Here is a 13,883-nt window from a genome sequence, read left to right as displayed (position 1 = left end):
CCGGCATATGCTGCAAATTCAACCGGATATGCCGGTCAGCTCCTTCTGAACTTTAAGCAGTGACGGAATGTAACGGACAGCGACAGCCTGCATCGGCTCCTCTGACGCGGCTAGCCCGATGTTCAGCGCGGCGACGACTTGGCCGCGGGGGCCGAATAGCGGGACGGCCAGAGAGCGAAGGCCGATTTCGACCTCCTGATCGATGCAGGCATAGCCGCGATCACGGATGCGGAGCAGTTCGCCCTTGAGCGTTTCGATGTCGGTCACGGTCTTTGCCGTCCTCGCCACGAGCGGCTTTAATGAAAGAAGATCTTCTGCCTGCTCGACAGGAAGTGCTGCCAGCATCACCCGCCCCATGGAGGTGCAGTAGGCTGGAAGGCGTGAGCCCGGCATCAGCGAAATCGACATGACCCTGCGCTGCGCGGCCCGCGCGACGTAAACGATGTCACTCTCATCAAGAATGGAAACGGATGTGCTTTGGCCTGTCTGTTCGGACAGGTCATCGAGCCAAGGCTGCACGATCTTCGGCAATGGCATCGCTGCCAGGCATCCCGTTCCCAGTCGCAAGACGCGGGGGGTGACGGTGAAGAATTTTCCGTCATAGGCGCAATAGCCGAGTTCGGAGAGCGTCAGGAGGCATCGTCTCACCGTCGCGCGATCATAACCGGTGAGCTGTGAGGCTTCGGCGATGCTGAGACGCGGTCGCTCGGCAGAGAAGGCTTCTATGACCTTGAGGCCCTTTGCCAGCCCGCCCATCATGTCTCTCGTCTTGACGTCCACCAGAGCCTCATTTTGTGCGATAATCGTACAAAGAGACGATATCGCACAAATGGTTTGCCGTCCATCCTTATGGGATTTAGTTGTTTCTGCAGCGGGAGCGGTTTGCGGAGGATACTGATGGATAAAACAATTCGGACTTTGGCTGATGCCGTGTCCAAGATCACCGACGGTGCCACGGTGATGATCGGTGGTTTCGGAGGCTCCGGTGCGCCGATCGAACTCATCCACGCGCTGATCGACAATGGTCCTAAAAACCTGACCGTGATCAATAACAACGCCGGGAACGGACGCATCGGTATTGCGGCGATGATCGATGCGGGCATGATCGCGAAGATGATCTGCTCCTTCCCTCGCTCGTCCGATCCGCGCGCCTTCACTGATACCTATCTGGCCGGAAAGATCGAGTTGGAACTCGTCCCCCAGGGCACGCTTGCCGAGCGGATCCGCGCAGGTGGCGCCGGCATACCGGCCTTCTACACGCCGACGGGTTATGGAACGGAACTCGCCGAGGGCAAACCGGTCGCCGAGTTCGACGGACGGCATTACGTGCAGGAGCGCTGGCTCAAGGCCGACTTTTCCATCGTCAAGGCGCATCTGGGCGACACCCATGGCAACCTCACTTATCGCAAGGCCGGCCGGAACTTCAATCCGCTGATGTGCATGGCCGCGACCACCACCATCGCCCAGGTCTCCCAGATCGTCGCGCCCGGCGACATTGACCCCGAACAGGTGATCACGCCCGGCATCTTTGTCGACGCGGTGGTTGAGGTCTCAAACCCTCAGCAAGAGGAAGAACTCATCCGGGCCGGAGTGGCCTATTCCGGAGGAATGAGCGCATGAGCGGCGAAACTCAGACACTGGACACCCGCGAAGACATCAAACTGTCGAACACGCAGATCGCCTGGCGTGCCGCGCAGGATATCGAAGATGGCGCCTATATCAATCTCGGGATCGGTTTTCCGGAAATGGTCGCCCGCTATCAGCCGCCCGGCAGACAGGCGATCTTCCATACGGAAAACGGCATCCTCGATTTTGGCGAGCCTCCGGCAGCCGGTGAGGAAGACTGGGATCTGATCAACGCGGGCAAAAAGGCCGTCACGGTCAAGCCTGGTGCTGCTTTCTTCCATCACGCTGACAGCTTTGCCATGGTGCGGGGAGGCCATCTCGACGTTGCCATCCTCGGCGCCTATCAGGTGGCGGAGAATGGCGACCTTGCCAACTGGCGTGTTGGCTCCAAGGGCGTGCCGGCGGTCGGCGGCGCGATGGATCTTGTGCATGGCGCAAAGCAGGTCTTCGTGATCACCGAGCATGTGACGAAAGACGGCAAGCCGAAGCTGGTCTCCAAATGCACATTTCCCCTGACTGGCGTCGGCTGCATCACGAGGGTCTATACGAGCCATGCGGTGATCGATATCGCGGACGGCCGTTTTGTCCTGCGTGAAAAGCTCGCCGCAATGACCATCGAGGAATTGCAGGCGATGACCGGCGCGCAGCTCCATGTGGACGGCGCTGTTGCCGATCTTGTCGTACCGGCGCTTTGAGGAGAGATCGATGACCGAAGCATTTATCTGCGATTATATCCGTACCCCGATCGGTCGTTTCGGCGGCGCGCTGTCATCGGTCCGTGCGGACGATCTGGGCGCTGTACCTCTTAAAGCACTGATGGAGCGAAACGCTGCCGTCGACTGGGAAGCGGTCGGCGACGTGGTCTTTGGCTGCGCCAACCAGGCGGGCGAAGATAACCGGAATGTCGCGCGCATGTCGCTGCTGCTTGCCGGCCTGCCAGTGTCCGTATCCGGCACGACGATCAACCGTCTCTGCGGATCGGGCATGGATGCCGTGATCACCGCTGCCCGCGCCATCAAGGCCGGCGAAGCCGACATCATGATTGCCGGTGGCGTGGAAAGCATGAGCCGCGCTCCGTTCGTGATGCCGAAGGCCGAGACGGCGTTTTCACGCAACGCGGAGATATACGACACCACCATTGGGTGGCGTTTCGTCAATCCGCTCATGAAGAAGCAGTACGGCGTCGATTCCATGCCGGAAACCGGCGACAATGTCGCGATCGATTACCATGTCTCTCGCGAGGATCAGGACGCGTTTGCAGTGCGCAGCCAGAACAAGGCGTCTGCCGCCCAGCAGAACGGCAGGCTAGCAAGAGAAATCAAAGCCGTCAGCGTTCCGCAAAAGAAGGGCGATAGCATCATCGTCGACAAGGACGAGCATCCCCGCGCAACCAGCTTGGAGGCATTGGCTAAACTCCGGCCGGTGAACAAAATGGAAGGCGGCACGGTCACTGCCGGCAACGCATCCGGCGTCAATGACGGGGCAGCGGCACTGATCATCGCCTCGCAGGAGGCGGCCCGGAAATATGGCCTGACGCCGATTGCACGCATCATCGGCGGCGCTGCGGCTGGCGTTCCGCCACGGGTGATGGGCATCGGGCCTGCGCCAGCGACGCAGAAACTCTGCGCACGCCTCGGCCTGTCGCCGCAGGATTTCGGGATTGTCGAGCTGAACGAAGCCTTCGCCTCTCAGGGCATCGCCGTTTTGCGCGAGCTCGGAATCCCCGATGATGCAGAGCATGTCAACGCGAATGGCGGTGCCATCGCGCTGGGTCACCCGCTCGGCATGTCCGGAGCACGCATTGCCGGAACCGCGGCACTGGAGCTATCGCTGGGGAGTACGCGATACGCGCTTGCCACGATGTGCATCGGCGTTGGCCAGGGGATAGCTCTGGCTTTGGAACGAGTTTAGGGGGATTGCAGCCGGAGCTCGAAGACAATTCGACGCCTCCGGCAACCATTGGCGGCGGTGACTGTTGATAAGCGAGGCGCACGGCAAGAACACAAGCCGGATAGCGTCTCCCCCTCGAAAACTCGTAAGGATCGGCAGCATGAACGAACCGCAGGAGTTTGCGCACAGCACCAATGGAGATCGGTGGTTTATCGATCCTGCTTCCGAGAACCATCGCGCAACGGTCACGCACCGTGGCAACTTGCCGTCCGGTGGCCACGAAACGCGGATTCCAGTGGACGTGTTCCTGGGTCAACACCCACGTGGCCCCGAGCACGACGCGCTTGAGCGGATGCTATCTGCACTTCCCGTTAGAAACTCCACGATTGAGACTGGGACTGCGTCCGGCCTGTCGATGCTGGCCCATCAGTATATGCGTCTCGGTGGCCGTCGCAGCGCTACGCGTGCATGGGGAACCGATACCAAAGAAGCTGAAGATTTCTGGAACGAGAATATCGCTGTGCTCGACACCGTGGGAAGGCGTGAAGTCGAGAGGTATCTGCCCACGATCGGAGGTCCGTGATCTCTGGTCGACTATAGCGGTAGTCGGAGCCACGGGCATGAAACAAGATCGGCCGCGCAGGCTGCGGGCCGAGTTCATTCGAAGTCGGGCTGGTGTCAGGCCTTCTTGGCGCGCTTGGCAATCAGGGCAGCAGTCGCCGAGGCGCGGTCTTCAATTTCTTTTGCAAGGCGCGCAGCCTTGAGCCGAGCCGTCTTTGAGTCACGTTCGGCGACGTGTGCGTTTAATTCTGCGACCGCTTCGACGCGGGAGAAAAACTGGGTCTGGGTCTGAGCAAATGCGGCTTCCGCACGCTCGCGCGACTTCGACATTGTTTCCGTCATTTCTTATCCAATCCTGGCGGTAGACGCCAAATAAGAAGGCCGAGCACGTATGCTCGGCCCTCACCAACTGCTACTTCGACAGTGCCAGTACATCCGTGGTCAAAGCGAAGCAAAAATCGAATTAAGCAGCCTGAAGGTTGCAGGCCGACATCTTGCCCGACTTTGCGTCGCGCTCAAGTTCGTAGCCCAGCTTCTGGCCTTCAACGATTTCGCGCATTCCGGCGCGCTCGACTGCGGAGATGTGAACGAACGCATCAGCGCCGCCATCGTCAGGCTGAATGAAGCCGAAGCCCTTAGTGGAATTAAACCATTTTACTGTGCCGGTGGTCATAGTGAACCCTTTCAAAGCATAGAGAAGATATCTGCAAAACGAGATCTTGCAGAAGGTGATAGCGATTTGTTTTGAAGAGGAAGTTCGCTCAGGCGCTTCGTTCGAAGCGCAATAACCAAAGATCAGCAAGCAAAATATCGATAAACCACAAATAGCGGCTACGCTCCCGAAAGTCAACTTTTAGTTTCCCCGGCCCGACTGGAGCGCTTTCGAAGAGGCTGAGTGAGCGACAACGGAACCGATTGTGGATCAGCTTGTTTCTGCTCAGAACGCTAGACTGGAGATCAAACCATGCAAGAAACACGTCGCCCGACACCTCCCCATCCCGCCCAGCATCAGGACCCGCCAGGCCAGACCGCATTGATGGATCCGGCGCCGGATCATGGCGAACTCTCCTACAAGGGCAATGGTCGTCTTGAGGGCAAGGTCGCGCTGATCACCGGTGCCGATTTAGGCATCGGCAAAGCTGTGGCGATCGCATTCGCCCGCGAAGGCGCGGATATCCTCATTTCGTACCTCAGCGAACACGAAGACGCTGAAGACACGGCGAAGTGGGTGCGCGAAGCAGGCCGCAAGGCAGTGGTCGTTCCCGGCGACATCAAGTCGGAGGAGCATTGCAACGCGCTAGTGAAGCGCACGGCCGATGAGCTCGGAAAAATTGACATCCTCGTCAACAATGCCGCCTTCCAGCGCACCTATGCCACCATTACCGATATCACTGCGGAAGAGTGGGACGAGACGTTCCGGACCAACATCTACGCACCATTCTTCCTATCGAAGGCGGCTGTCCCTCTGATGAAGCCGGGTAGCTCGATCATCAACACGACGTCGATCCAGTCGCGTCAACCTTCGCCACAGCTTCTCGCCTACGCCTCGACCAAGGGTGCCATCTCCAACTTCACGGCTGGTCTTGCCGAAATGGTGGCAGAACATGGGATCCGGGTGAATGCCGTCGCGCCGGGCCCGATCTGGACGCCTCTCATTCCCTCGACCATGCCGGCTGAAAAGGCGGCGAAGTTCGGCGAGCAGACCTTGCTCGGTCGTGCGGGCCAGCCAGCCGAATTGGCAGGTGCCTATGTTCTCTTGGCGTCCGACCTTGGCAGCTACATGACTGGCGCCGTCATTCCGGTGACCGGCGGCGAGATCATGATCTGATCCGTTCATTGTCGTTCGGTTTCGGGAAGGCTCGCTCCTCTCCCGAAACCGCTCTCGAAGAGCGAGTTTCGGTACCCATAGAAACACGAGCCGGATCAGAGGATGTCTCGATCCCCAAACAAACAAGCAAGGAAAACCCAATGGCCGATCATTCCCAGTCGCCTGCTGCCGCGTCTCTTCTTCGCGAACAGGCAGCACAACGCGCCCGCACTCCAGACGAAGTCCTGCAACAGGGCCTCGAGGAGACCTTCCCGGGTTCCGATCCTGTTTCATCGTCGTCCACTGCCACAGGCTTTGGCGGCCCGAGCACGAGTTCAGACGAACCGCTTGTCGATGAAGCTCTGGCATCGGTCCACGACCGCGACAACTCGGCAACTGCCAAAGCACGAGATACGCTGACAGCCCTGCGCGCCGAGCTCGAAAGTTTGAAGGACAGAGCCGTAGAGCCGGCAACCTACCGCGAGTACGCGAACGAACCCCGCCTTATTGTGGACGACATCAAGCGCGGTATCCAAAGATCTCCAATCGGAGCCGTTGGGCTTGCGGCGGCTATCGGATTTCTGTGGGGCATCACGCGATAGCCACGTTCAACCATAAGTATTTGTGACGAAAACTGGAACACCCTGCATTTCCGCCCGTTCGTTCACTAAGAGATTACGCAAAAGTGTTCATGAACGGAGAATGGAAATGGCTTTCAATGTTCTGATTGTCGAAGATCAGCCAATTATTGCAATGGGTCTGGAAGACGCTGTCGAAGCGTTGGGGCACCATTCGATTGGCGTGGCGAGAAACAGAGCGGAAGCCACGTTGCTTGCGGCCACGGCGGATATGGCATTGGTCGATGTCAACCTCGATGACGGTCCAACCGGGCCGGGCATCGGGCGCGACCTCGCAATCGCCGACATCACCGTCTTGTTCATGACGAGCGATCCGGGCGCCTTGGGGGCGGGCGTGAAGGGAACGCTTGGAGTGATGGAGAAGCCGATCCTCGATCTCGAGGTCGTGAAAGCAATCCAGTACTTAGCGGACAGACGCGCCGGGATCGAGGGCACGTGCCCGCCGGACCGCCTCAGAACGTTTCCCGTCACAAAGCAGTAAGACTGGCGTCGTCCCGATATAGTGTCGGGATGACCATTAGCCGCTCGCAGCGCGCTTCCACCTTTCGATCGATAGTCGTCTATCGATTATCCGTCGTGTGCCCGAATAATATCGAGGAACGCGTCGCCGTATCGCTCAAGTTTCGCTTGCCCGACGCCGGATACACCGAGGAGCGCGTCGTGGGTTGTCGGCCGCTGCGTTGCAAACGAGATCAGCGTCGCGTCGGCGAATACGACGTAGGGAGGGATCGCCAGATCCTTCGCAATCGTCATTCTCATCTTGCGCAATGCCTCAAACAAGACCGCATCGGTCTCTCCCAGCTGCGACCTTGGGTTTTTCGAGCCTGCCGTTTGCCCTCGTGCCGTCTTGCGGCCGGTCACCGGGTCCTTGCGGAAACGGACGGTCCGCTCGTGGCGGAAGACATCGCGTGCCGAAGGCTCCAGTTTCAAAGCTCCGAAAGCCTGGTGATCGACGCGCACAAGGCCTGCGGCGAGAAGCTGGCGATAGACGGACTGCCACGTCTTTTGCGCCAGATCCTTTCCCGCACCGAAGACCGGCATGTCCACATGGCCAAAGCGACGTGTCTTTTCGTTGTCATTGCCGAGCAGGACATCGATCAAATGGCCGGTACCGAACCGTTCCTCTGTTCGATACACGGCAGCGAGCGCCTTGATGGCGGCCTCGGTTCCGTCCCAGGTGTCCACGGGCTTGATGCAGGTATCGCAGTTTCCGCAATGCCCCGCATGCTCTTCTCCAAAATGTGCGAGGATCGCCTGTCGTCGGCAGCCGGCTGTCTCGCAGATCGCAAGCAACGCATTGAGCTTGGCGCGCTCGACCCGCTTGACGTCGTCGCCGGACGTGCCGTTGTCGATCATCCTGCCGCGCTGAATTACGTTGGCCATCCCGTAGGCCATCCAAACTTCGGACGGCAGACCGTCACGACCGGCACGGCCCGTCTCCTGATAATAGGCTTCGACTGAGCTCGGCAAATCCAGGTGCGCGACGTAGCGTACATCGGGTTTGTCGATGCCCATCCCGAAGGCGACGGTCGCGACGAGGCAGAGGTCTTCCTCTTTCAGGAAGGCGTCCTGATTGGCATCGCGAACCTCCCGGTCCATACCCGCATGGTAGGGCAACGCGCGGATGCCTTGCGCACTCAACCACTCCGCGGTTTCCTCGACCTTCGCGCGCGACAGGCAGTAGACGATACCGCTCGATCCCTTGTGATTCTCCAGGAAGCGCAGCAACTGCTGGCGCGGCTGATCCCGTTCAACGATCTCGTAGGCAATATTGGGGCGATCGAACGACGCGTTGAAGACCCGGGCATTGCGCAGGGTGAGCCTGTCGATAAGATCTTCCCGCGTATGCGGGTCGGCGGTCGCGGTCAGCGCCATACGCGGCACGCCCGGGTAAAGGTCGGCGAGTTCACCGAGCTGCCGATACTCCGGGCGAAAATCATGCCCCCATTGCGAGACGCAATGCGCTTCATCGATTGCAAACAGCGCGACCTTGGCGTCTCCGATCAACTCGCGAAACCCTGATGTCACGATCCTCTCGGGGGTCACGTACAGCATGTCGAGCGTGCCGGCCGCGAGCGCGCGTTTGACCTCGCCGAACGTTTCCCGCGGCATGGAGGAATTTATTGAAGCGGCACGGACGCCGATCTGCTTCAACGCTTCGACCTGATCGCGCATCAGCGCAATCAGCGGCGAAACAACGATGCCGACGCCGTCGCGGCAGAGAGCCGGGATCTGAAAGCACAGGGATTTTCCTGCGCCCGTCGGAAACAGCACAACCGCGTCTCCGCCCGAAACAACATGGCGAACGACAGCCTCCTGGTCGCCGCGAAAGGAAGGGTAGCCGTAAACCTTCTGCAAAACCCCGACCGGATCCGCCTGCATACCGCTTTTGCGTTCACCATCTTGGCTGGTTGATTTCGCTTGCATGAGCTCGTTCCGCCTCCATCCTTGCTCGCGAGCCATCTCACAAGGCACGACCTTTGCAAAGCCCGCCGCCGCAGATATCGCCACTATCCATCAAGCGGTTCGTGCCCGAATGACATTGAGGCACGAAACAAATGACCTGATAGAAAATATCAATCGACACACCCCTAGATTTAAGGGGGCAGCGGGATCGCGACCGCGTTGCAAAATTAGCAAACGATAATATTAGATACCGATAATTTGAACACTTTAGGAACATTCTAAAAACCTGTCTGCACCGTTCAAAACGGATTCCCAGACGGTCATAGAGAATATCTATCATATTCTCGTCGAAGCAGTCACCATACAGCTACTCTGAAACTGTTTGCAGAAACTGCGGACAGGCCAGCTCTCATGGGCCAGCTTTCTCAGGCCTCTCGGACGCAAAATGTCCGGCTCGCGATTGCATCGCAACATCGTGATGAAACAGCACCGTACGATTTGCCGCCTTCCGCGTTACCTGCCGAGCAACTCATCTCGGCAGCGACGGAACAGGCCAAATTACGATGATCCCCACACAGTTCTCCTACCCGAAGAAGGGGTTGCTGCCGCGGCTTGCAGCCATCGGCTGTGCCGTTGCACTTGCCGGCTGCAATCTGCAGGCAGAGGAGGAAGCAAAGCCACCGCGCCAGCCAACGGAAGTCGGGATTGTGACGGCGATGACAGAAGACGTGCCGCTCGTGAACGAGCTTGCAGGTCGCACATCCCCGTTCGAGACTTCTGAGGTCAGGCCCCAGGTGTCAGGGATCATCGAGGCTCGCTCGTTTACCGAGGGTGCTTTCGTCAAGAAGGGCGACACGCTCTACCAGATCGATGCAAGCCTGTTCGAAGCCTCGGTTGCGGAGGCACGCGCCAATCTCGAAAGCGCAAGGGCCGGCGAAGACAACGCGCGGATCGAATTCGAACGTTTAAAGCCCCTGGCGCAAAAGGGAGCGGTTAGCGAGCAGGCGTTTACGGATGCCACTGCAGCGCTCCGGTCTGCTACCGCGACCGTCGCGCAGAACAATGCGAAGCTCCAGACCGCGGAGATCAACCTGCGCTACAGCAAGGTGACCGCGCCGATCAGCGGCAGGATCGGCCGTTCGCTGGTGACGACAGGTGCGCTCGTATCGGCTCAGCAGACGCAGGCCTTGGCGACCATCCAGCGCCTCGACCCGATCTTCGTCGATATTCAGCAATCCTCGACTGCGCTTTTAAAGCTGCGAGATGCGATGGCCTCGAGCGAATTGTCCAAGGACACGGCCGAGGTGCGTTTGAAACTGGAAGACGGGCAGGAATATCCGCTTCCGGGCAAGCTCCAGTTTACCGATGTCACCGTCAATCCGTCGACCGGGTCTGTTACACTTCGCGCCGAGTTTCCGAATCCCGACGCCATCCTCCTGCCAGGCATGTATGTCCGCGCAGTTCTCTCACAGACTCAGGCGAAGGACGCGATCCTTGTGCCGCAGCAGAGCGTGACGAGGAGCCCCACAGGAGAGGCAAGCGCGCTTGTGGTCGGCGACGGAGATACCGTCCAGCGGCGTGCGCTCCAGGTCGCTCAGGCTGTCGGCAATCGCTGGCTTGTGACCGAAGGCCTTGCTCCTGGAGACCGGGTCATCGTTGAAGGCGTCTCCAAGGTCAAACCCGACGACAAGGTCAAGATTGTCGACGTGGGTAAGAAGCAGACCGCAGAAGCAACAGAGAACAAGGCGGTCCCCGCGCTATGATCAGCCGTATCTTTGTCGATCGTCCAATCTTTGCCTGGGTGATCGCGATCGTGATCATGTTGGGTGGTATCGGCTCCATCCTGACGCTTCCGGTCGAGCAGTATCCGGATATCGCGCCGCCGCAGGTGAACATCCGCGCCAATTACACTGGGGCTTCTGCTGCAACGCTTGAAACCAGCGTGACACAGGTGATCGAGCAGCAGCTTACCGGCATCGACGGCCTCATCTACTTCACGTCGACCTCCAGCGCCGAAGGCCAGGTCACGATCGCGGTAACATTCGACAAGGGCACCGATCCCGATATCGCACAAGTTCAGGTTCAAAACAGAGTGCAGCAGGCTCTCTCTCGCCTGCCCCAGCAGGTGCAGCAGCAAGGTCTCACCGTTACGAAGTCCAACAGTGACTTTTTGCTTGTCGCCGCAGTTTACGATGAAACCGATAAGGCGAAGGATTCCGATATTTCGGACTACATTGCCGCCAATCTCCAGGAGCGGATCGGTCGCCTTCCCGGCGTCGGCGATACCAACCTTTTCGGCTCGCAATACGCGATGCGGGTCTGGCTCGACCCGGGTCGTTTGTTTTCATACGGGATGATGCCGTCGGACGTCATCACCGCGATCGAGGCGCAGAATACGCAGGTTGCGGCCGGCCAGATCGGCGCCCAACCCTCCCCCGACACGCAGATGCTGAATGCGATCGTGACCGCCCGTTCGCGCCTGACGACACCGGAGGAGTTCCAGCGGATCGTCATCCGCACGGACGAAAGCGGCGCACGTGTCACCTTGGCGGATGTCGCCCGCGTCGAACTCGGACAGGAAAGCTATACGCGCTTCACCCGTTTCAACCGTCATCCGGCATCCGGCATTGCCGTTCAGCTTGCCCCCGGCGCGGACGCGCTTGAAACGGCCGAGCTGGTGAAAGCGGCTATCGATGGCGAAGCGGCAAACATGCCGGATGGCTACCGCGTCACCTACCCTCGTGACTCCACCGAGTTCATCCGGCTTTCGATCGAGGAAGTGGTGAAGACACTGATCGAGGCGATCGTTCTTGTCGTCATCGTCATGTTCGTCTTCCTGCGCAGCTGGCGTGCGACGCTTATTCCAGCACTTGCCGTCCCGGTCGTCGTGCTCGGCACGTTCGGCGTGCTCGCACTGTTCGGATATTCGATCAACACGCTCACCCTATTCGGACTGGTCCTTTCGATCGGTCTTCTGGTCGATGACGCGATCGTCGTCGTCGAGAATGTCGAACGTGTCATGGAGGAAGAGCCGGACTTAAGCCCCCGAGACGCGACGCTTCGCTCGATGGGTGAAATCCAGACGGCGTTGATTGCGATCGCGCTGGTCCTGTCGGCGGTGTTTGTTCCGATGGCATTCTTCGGCGGCTCAACCGGTGTCATTTACCGGCAGTTCTCGGTCACTGTTATCTCCGCAATGGTTCTGTCGGTCGTGGTGGCGCTGGTGCTGACGCCGGCCCTGACCGCAACGCTGATGAAACCACGCGTCAAAGAGAATGCGCCGAAACGCACTGGTGGTCTGATCCGGCGATTTGGGACGATGTTCGACCGCGGTTACGGCTGGGTTCAAAAGACATATCTCGCGGCCGTCACGATCGCCATCCGCAGGATCTGGCTTTCGATCATCGCCTTTTGTGCGCTGGCCGGCGCCGTCGTGTTTCTCTTCCTCCAACTTCCCGGCGGCTTTCTTCCGGTTGAGGATCAAGGTTACGGCGTCGTTCAATACACGCTTCCGCCCGGCGCAACACGCGTTCGCACCGTCGAGACCGCAGCCGCGATCGAAGACCACTTCCTCGGACCGGAGCAGGCGAATATTGCTGGCCTGTTTACGATTTCGGGTTTCCGTTTCAGCGGTTCCGGCCAGAACGTCGGTCAGGGTTTTGTGCAGTTCAAGCCATGGGACGAACGAGTGGGCGAAGAGAACGCGGCCGCCTCGATTGTGGCGCGTGCCACAGCCGCGCTCGGGCGCTCCTTGCGCGACGCCCAGTTCTTTGCGCTGACACCGCCATCGGTGCAGGGACTGGGTCAGTCCAACGGCTTCACCATGCAACTTTTGAACAATGGCGATCTCAGCCTGACGGAATTCAAGCAGCGGCGCGACCAGCTTCTCGCTGCGGCGACTGCGGATCCGACACTTGCGCGCGTACGTCCGAGCGGACTTGAAGACGTCCCGACGTTACAGATCGACATAGACGACGAAAAGGTCGGCGCACTCGGGATCCAGCAGTCCGATGTCGATGCAACCCTGAGCGCAGCCTGGGGTGGCGTCTATGTCAACGATTTCGTGGACCGTGGGCGCGTGAAGCGGGTCTACGTCCAGGGTGATGCCGCCCACCGCGGCGCTGTCGAGGATCTCGACGGCTGGTATGTGCGCACGGCAAGCGGCGAAATGGCACCTTTCTCTTCGTTTGCCAAGACGAGCTGGTCCCAGGCGCCGACAACGCTGACGCGGTTCAACGGGTTGCAGTCTTACGAAATCCAGGGACAAGCGGGACCGGGCCTAAGCTCCGGTCAGGCAATGGACCGTATGACGGAACTGGCAGCGGATCTGCCGGGGACGTCAGTGGCCTGGAGCAGTCTCTCGTACCAGGAAAGACTGTCCGCCGGACAAGCGCCCATCCTGTACGGGCTGTCGCTTCTCGTCATCTTCTTATGTCTTGCAGCACTTTACGAAAGCTGGTCGATCCCGTTCTCGGTCATGCTCATCATTCCGCTTGGCATCATCGGAGCGGTCTGTGCTGTCACCTTGCGCGGCTTGGAGAACGACGTTTATTTCCAGATCGGCCTTCTGACCACGATGGGCCTTTCCGCAAAGAATGCGATCCTGATCGTCGAGTTCGCGGAACAGGCGGAACGGGCCGGCAAGAGCGCTTACGATTCTGCCATGGAAGCTGCCCGCCTGCGGCTAAGACCGATTCTGATGACCAGTCTTGCCTTCATCTTCGGCGTTTTGCCGCTTGCAATTTCGTCCGGCGCGGGTGCACAGAGCCGCATCGCGATCGGTACGGCGGTCATCGGCGGCATGATCACGGCGACGATCCTTGCAACGCTTTACGTTCCGCTGTTTTTCGTGCTCGTACGGCGAATCTTCAGCGGCCGCAAAGCTAAGGCAGAAAATCTGGAGGCCAAGACAGAGACCGCATAGCACCGGCATGTCCGTTATAGATGCGGCTGTC

13 protein-coding genes are annotated in these 13,883 nt (G+C 59.4%); 9 read left to right on the top strand and 4 right to left on the bottom strand.

Features of this window, described 5'->3' with window-relative positions; all coding sequences use genetic code 11:
• Positions 1 to 18 precede the first annotated feature (18 nt).
• Complete coding sequence (locus ACQY1K_RS18665) at positions 19 to 780, bottom strand: IclR family transcriptional regulator domain-containing protein (protein ID WP_430260179.1); 762 nt, start codon at positions 778 to 780, stop codon at positions 19 to 21.
• Positions 781 to 897: 117 nt separating this feature from the next.
• On the opposite strand from ACQY1K_RS18665, the gene ACQY1K_RS18660 reads away from it, so the two are divergent.
• The 4 genes from ACQY1K_RS18660 to ACQY1K_RS18645 all read left to right on the top strand — a co-directional run bounded on the left by ACQY1K_RS18660 (position 898) and on the right by ACQY1K_RS18645 (position 4,099).
• Positions 898 to 1,620 carry a 3-oxoacid CoA-transferase subunit A gene (locus ACQY1K_RS18660; RefSeq protein ID WP_430260177.1) on the top strand — a complete coding sequence of 241 codons (723 nt, stop codon included), beginning with the start codon at positions 898 to 900 and terminating at the stop codon, positions 1,618 to 1,620.
• Complete coding sequence (locus tag ACQY1K_RS18655) at positions 1,617 to 2,321, top strand: CoA transferase subunit B (protein WP_062578016.1); 705 nt, start codon at positions 1,617 to 1,619, stop codon at positions 2,319 to 2,321. The genes ACQY1K_RS18660 and ACQY1K_RS18655 overlap by 4 nt, the downstream gene beginning before the upstream one ends.
• Before the next feature lie 10 nt (positions 2,322 to 2,331).
• Positions 2,332 to 3,537, top strand: coding sequence for a 3-oxoadipyl-CoA thiolase (pcaF, locus tag ACQY1K_RS18650; RefSeq protein ID WP_430260175.1), 1,206 nt, complete (start codon positions 2,332 to 2,334; stop codon positions 3,535 to 3,537).
• Between the two features lie 139 nt (positions 3,538 to 3,676).
• On the top strand, positions 3,677 to 4,099 hold the full coding sequence (locus ACQY1K_RS18645; RefSeq protein ID WP_430260173.1) for a hypothetical protein: 423 nt from the start codon (positions 3,677 to 3,679) through the stop codon (positions 4,097 to 4,099).
• A 95-nt stretch (positions 4,100 to 4,194) separates the two neighbouring features.
• Here ACQY1K_RS18645 and ACQY1K_RS18640 read toward each other — a convergent pair whose 3' ends face one another.
• Positions 4,195 to 4,419: a hypothetical protein gene (locus ACQY1K_RS18640; protein WP_062459699.1), complete on the bottom strand. Its 225-nt coding sequence runs from the start codon at positions 4,417 to 4,419 to the stop codon at positions 4,195 to 4,197.
• A 121-nt stretch (positions 4,420 to 4,540) separates the two neighbouring features.
• The gene (locus ACQY1K_RS18635; protein ID WP_062459695.1) at positions 4,541 to 4,750 is read right to left on the bottom strand and encodes a cold-shock protein; all 210 of its coding nucleotides are present in this window, start codon (positions 4,748 to 4,750) and stop codon (positions 4,541 to 4,543) included.
• A 291-nt stretch (positions 4,751 to 5,041) separates the two neighbouring features.
• Here ACQY1K_RS18635 and ACQY1K_RS18630 point away from each other — a divergent pair, with 291 nt between their 5' ends.
• From ACQY1K_RS18630 to ACQY1K_RS18620, 3 genes are all read left to right on the top strand, one after another.
• A complete protein-coding gene (locus tag ACQY1K_RS18630) occupies positions 5,042 to 5,905 on the top strand; it encodes an SDR family oxidoreductase (protein ID WP_430260171.1) in 864 nt (287 codons plus the stop codon).
• A gap of 140 nt (positions 5,906 to 6,045) precedes the next feature.
• Positions 6,046 to 6,486 carry a hypothetical protein gene (locus ACQY1K_RS18625; RefSeq protein WP_062459686.1) on the top strand — a complete coding sequence of 147 codons (441 nt, stop codon included), beginning with the start codon at positions 6,046 to 6,048 and terminating at the stop codon, positions 6,484 to 6,486.
• Positions 6,487 to 6,592: 106 nt separating this feature from the next.
• On the top strand, positions 6,593 to 7,003 hold the full coding sequence (locus ACQY1K_RS18620; RefSeq protein ID WP_430260169.1) for a response regulator: 411 nt from the start codon (positions 6,593 to 6,595) through the stop codon (positions 7,001 to 7,003).
• A gap of 86 nt (positions 7,004 to 7,089) precedes the next feature.
• Here the strand turns inward: ACQY1K_RS18620 and recQ are convergent, their stop codons facing one another.
• Complete coding sequence (recQ, locus tag ACQY1K_RS18615) at positions 7,090 to 8,904, bottom strand: DNA helicase RecQ (RefSeq protein WP_430260595.1); 1,815 nt, start codon at positions 8,902 to 8,904, stop codon at positions 7,090 to 7,092.
• Positions 8,905 to 9,491: 587 nt separating this feature from the next.
• Between recQ and ACQY1K_RS18610 the strand changes: the two genes are divergently transcribed.
• Together ACQY1K_RS18610 and ACQY1K_RS18605 are read left to right on the top strand one after the other, a co-directional pair.
• Positions 9,492 to 10,691, top strand: a complete 1,200-nt coding sequence (locus tag ACQY1K_RS18610) for an efflux RND transporter periplasmic adaptor subunit (protein ID WP_430260167.1) — start codon at positions 9,492 to 9,494, stop codon at positions 10,689 to 10,691.
• The gene (locus ACQY1K_RS18605) at positions 10,688 to 13,852 is read left to right on the top strand and encodes an efflux RND transporter permease subunit (protein ID WP_430260165.1); all 3,165 of its coding nucleotides are present in this window, start codon (positions 10,688 to 10,690) and stop codon (positions 13,850 to 13,852) included. The genes ACQY1K_RS18610 and ACQY1K_RS18605 overlap by 4 nt, the downstream gene beginning before the upstream one ends.
• Positions 13,853 to 13,883: the final 31 nt, after the last annotated feature.

The organism is Neorhizobium sp. IRS_2294 (assembly GCF_050500145.1).
Classification (GTDB): domain Bacteria; phylum Pseudomonadota; class Alphaproteobacteria; order Rhizobiales; family Rhizobiaceae; genus Neorhizobium; species Neorhizobium soli.
This window is presented reverse-complemented; position numbering and strand designations above follow the sequence as displayed.

What these genes read in the sequence shown, in the direction of transcription:
- ACQY1K_RS18660 (WP_430260177.1), top strand. Translation starts at nt 898, where the DNA reads ATGGATAAAACAATTCGGACTTTGGCTGATGCCGTGTCCAAGATCACC.
- ACQY1K_RS18655 (WP_062578016.1), top strand. Translation starts at nt 1,617, where the DNA reads ATGAGCGGCGAAACTCAGACACTGGACACCCGCGAAGACATCAAACTG.
- pcaF (WP_430260175.1), top strand. Translation starts at nt 2,332, where the DNA reads ATGACCGAAGCATTTATCTGCGATTATATCCGTACCCCGATCGGTCGT.
- ACQY1K_RS18645 (WP_430260173.1), top strand. Translation starts at nt 3,677, where the DNA reads ATGAACGAACCGCAGGAGTTTGCGCACAGCACCAATGGAGATCGGTGG.
- ACQY1K_RS18640 (WP_062459699.1), bottom strand. Translation starts at nt 4,419, where the DNA reads ATGACGGAAACAATGTCGAAGTCGCGCGAGCGTGCGGAAGCCGCATTT.
- ACQY1K_RS18635 (WP_062459695.1), bottom strand. Translation starts at nt 4,750, where the DNA reads ATGACCACCGGCACAGTAAAATGGTTTAATTCCACTAAGGGCTTCGGC.
- ACQY1K_RS18630 (WP_430260171.1), top strand. Translation starts at nt 5,042, where the DNA reads ATGCAAGAAACACGTCGCCCGACACCTCCCCATCCCGCCCAGCATCAG.
- ACQY1K_RS18625 (WP_062459686.1), top strand. Translation starts at nt 6,046, where the DNA reads ATGGCCGATCATTCCCAGTCGCCTGCTGCCGCGTCTCTTCTTCGCGAA.
- ACQY1K_RS18620 (WP_430260169.1), top strand. Translation starts at nt 6,593, where the DNA reads ATGGCTTTCAATGTTCTGATTGTCGAAGATCAGCCAATTATTGCAATG.
- recQ (WP_430260595.1), bottom strand. Translation starts at nt 8,904, where the DNA reads ATGCAGGCGGATCCGGTCGGGGTTTTGCAGAAGGTTTACGGCTACCCT.
- ACQY1K_RS18610 (WP_430260167.1), top strand. Translation starts at nt 9,492, where the DNA reads ATGATCCCCACACAGTTCTCCTACCCGAAGAAGGGGTTGCTGCCGCGG.
- ACQY1K_RS18605 (WP_430260165.1), top strand. Translation starts at nt 10,688, where the DNA reads ATGATCAGCCGTATCTTTGTCGATCGTCCAATCTTTGCCTGGGTGATC.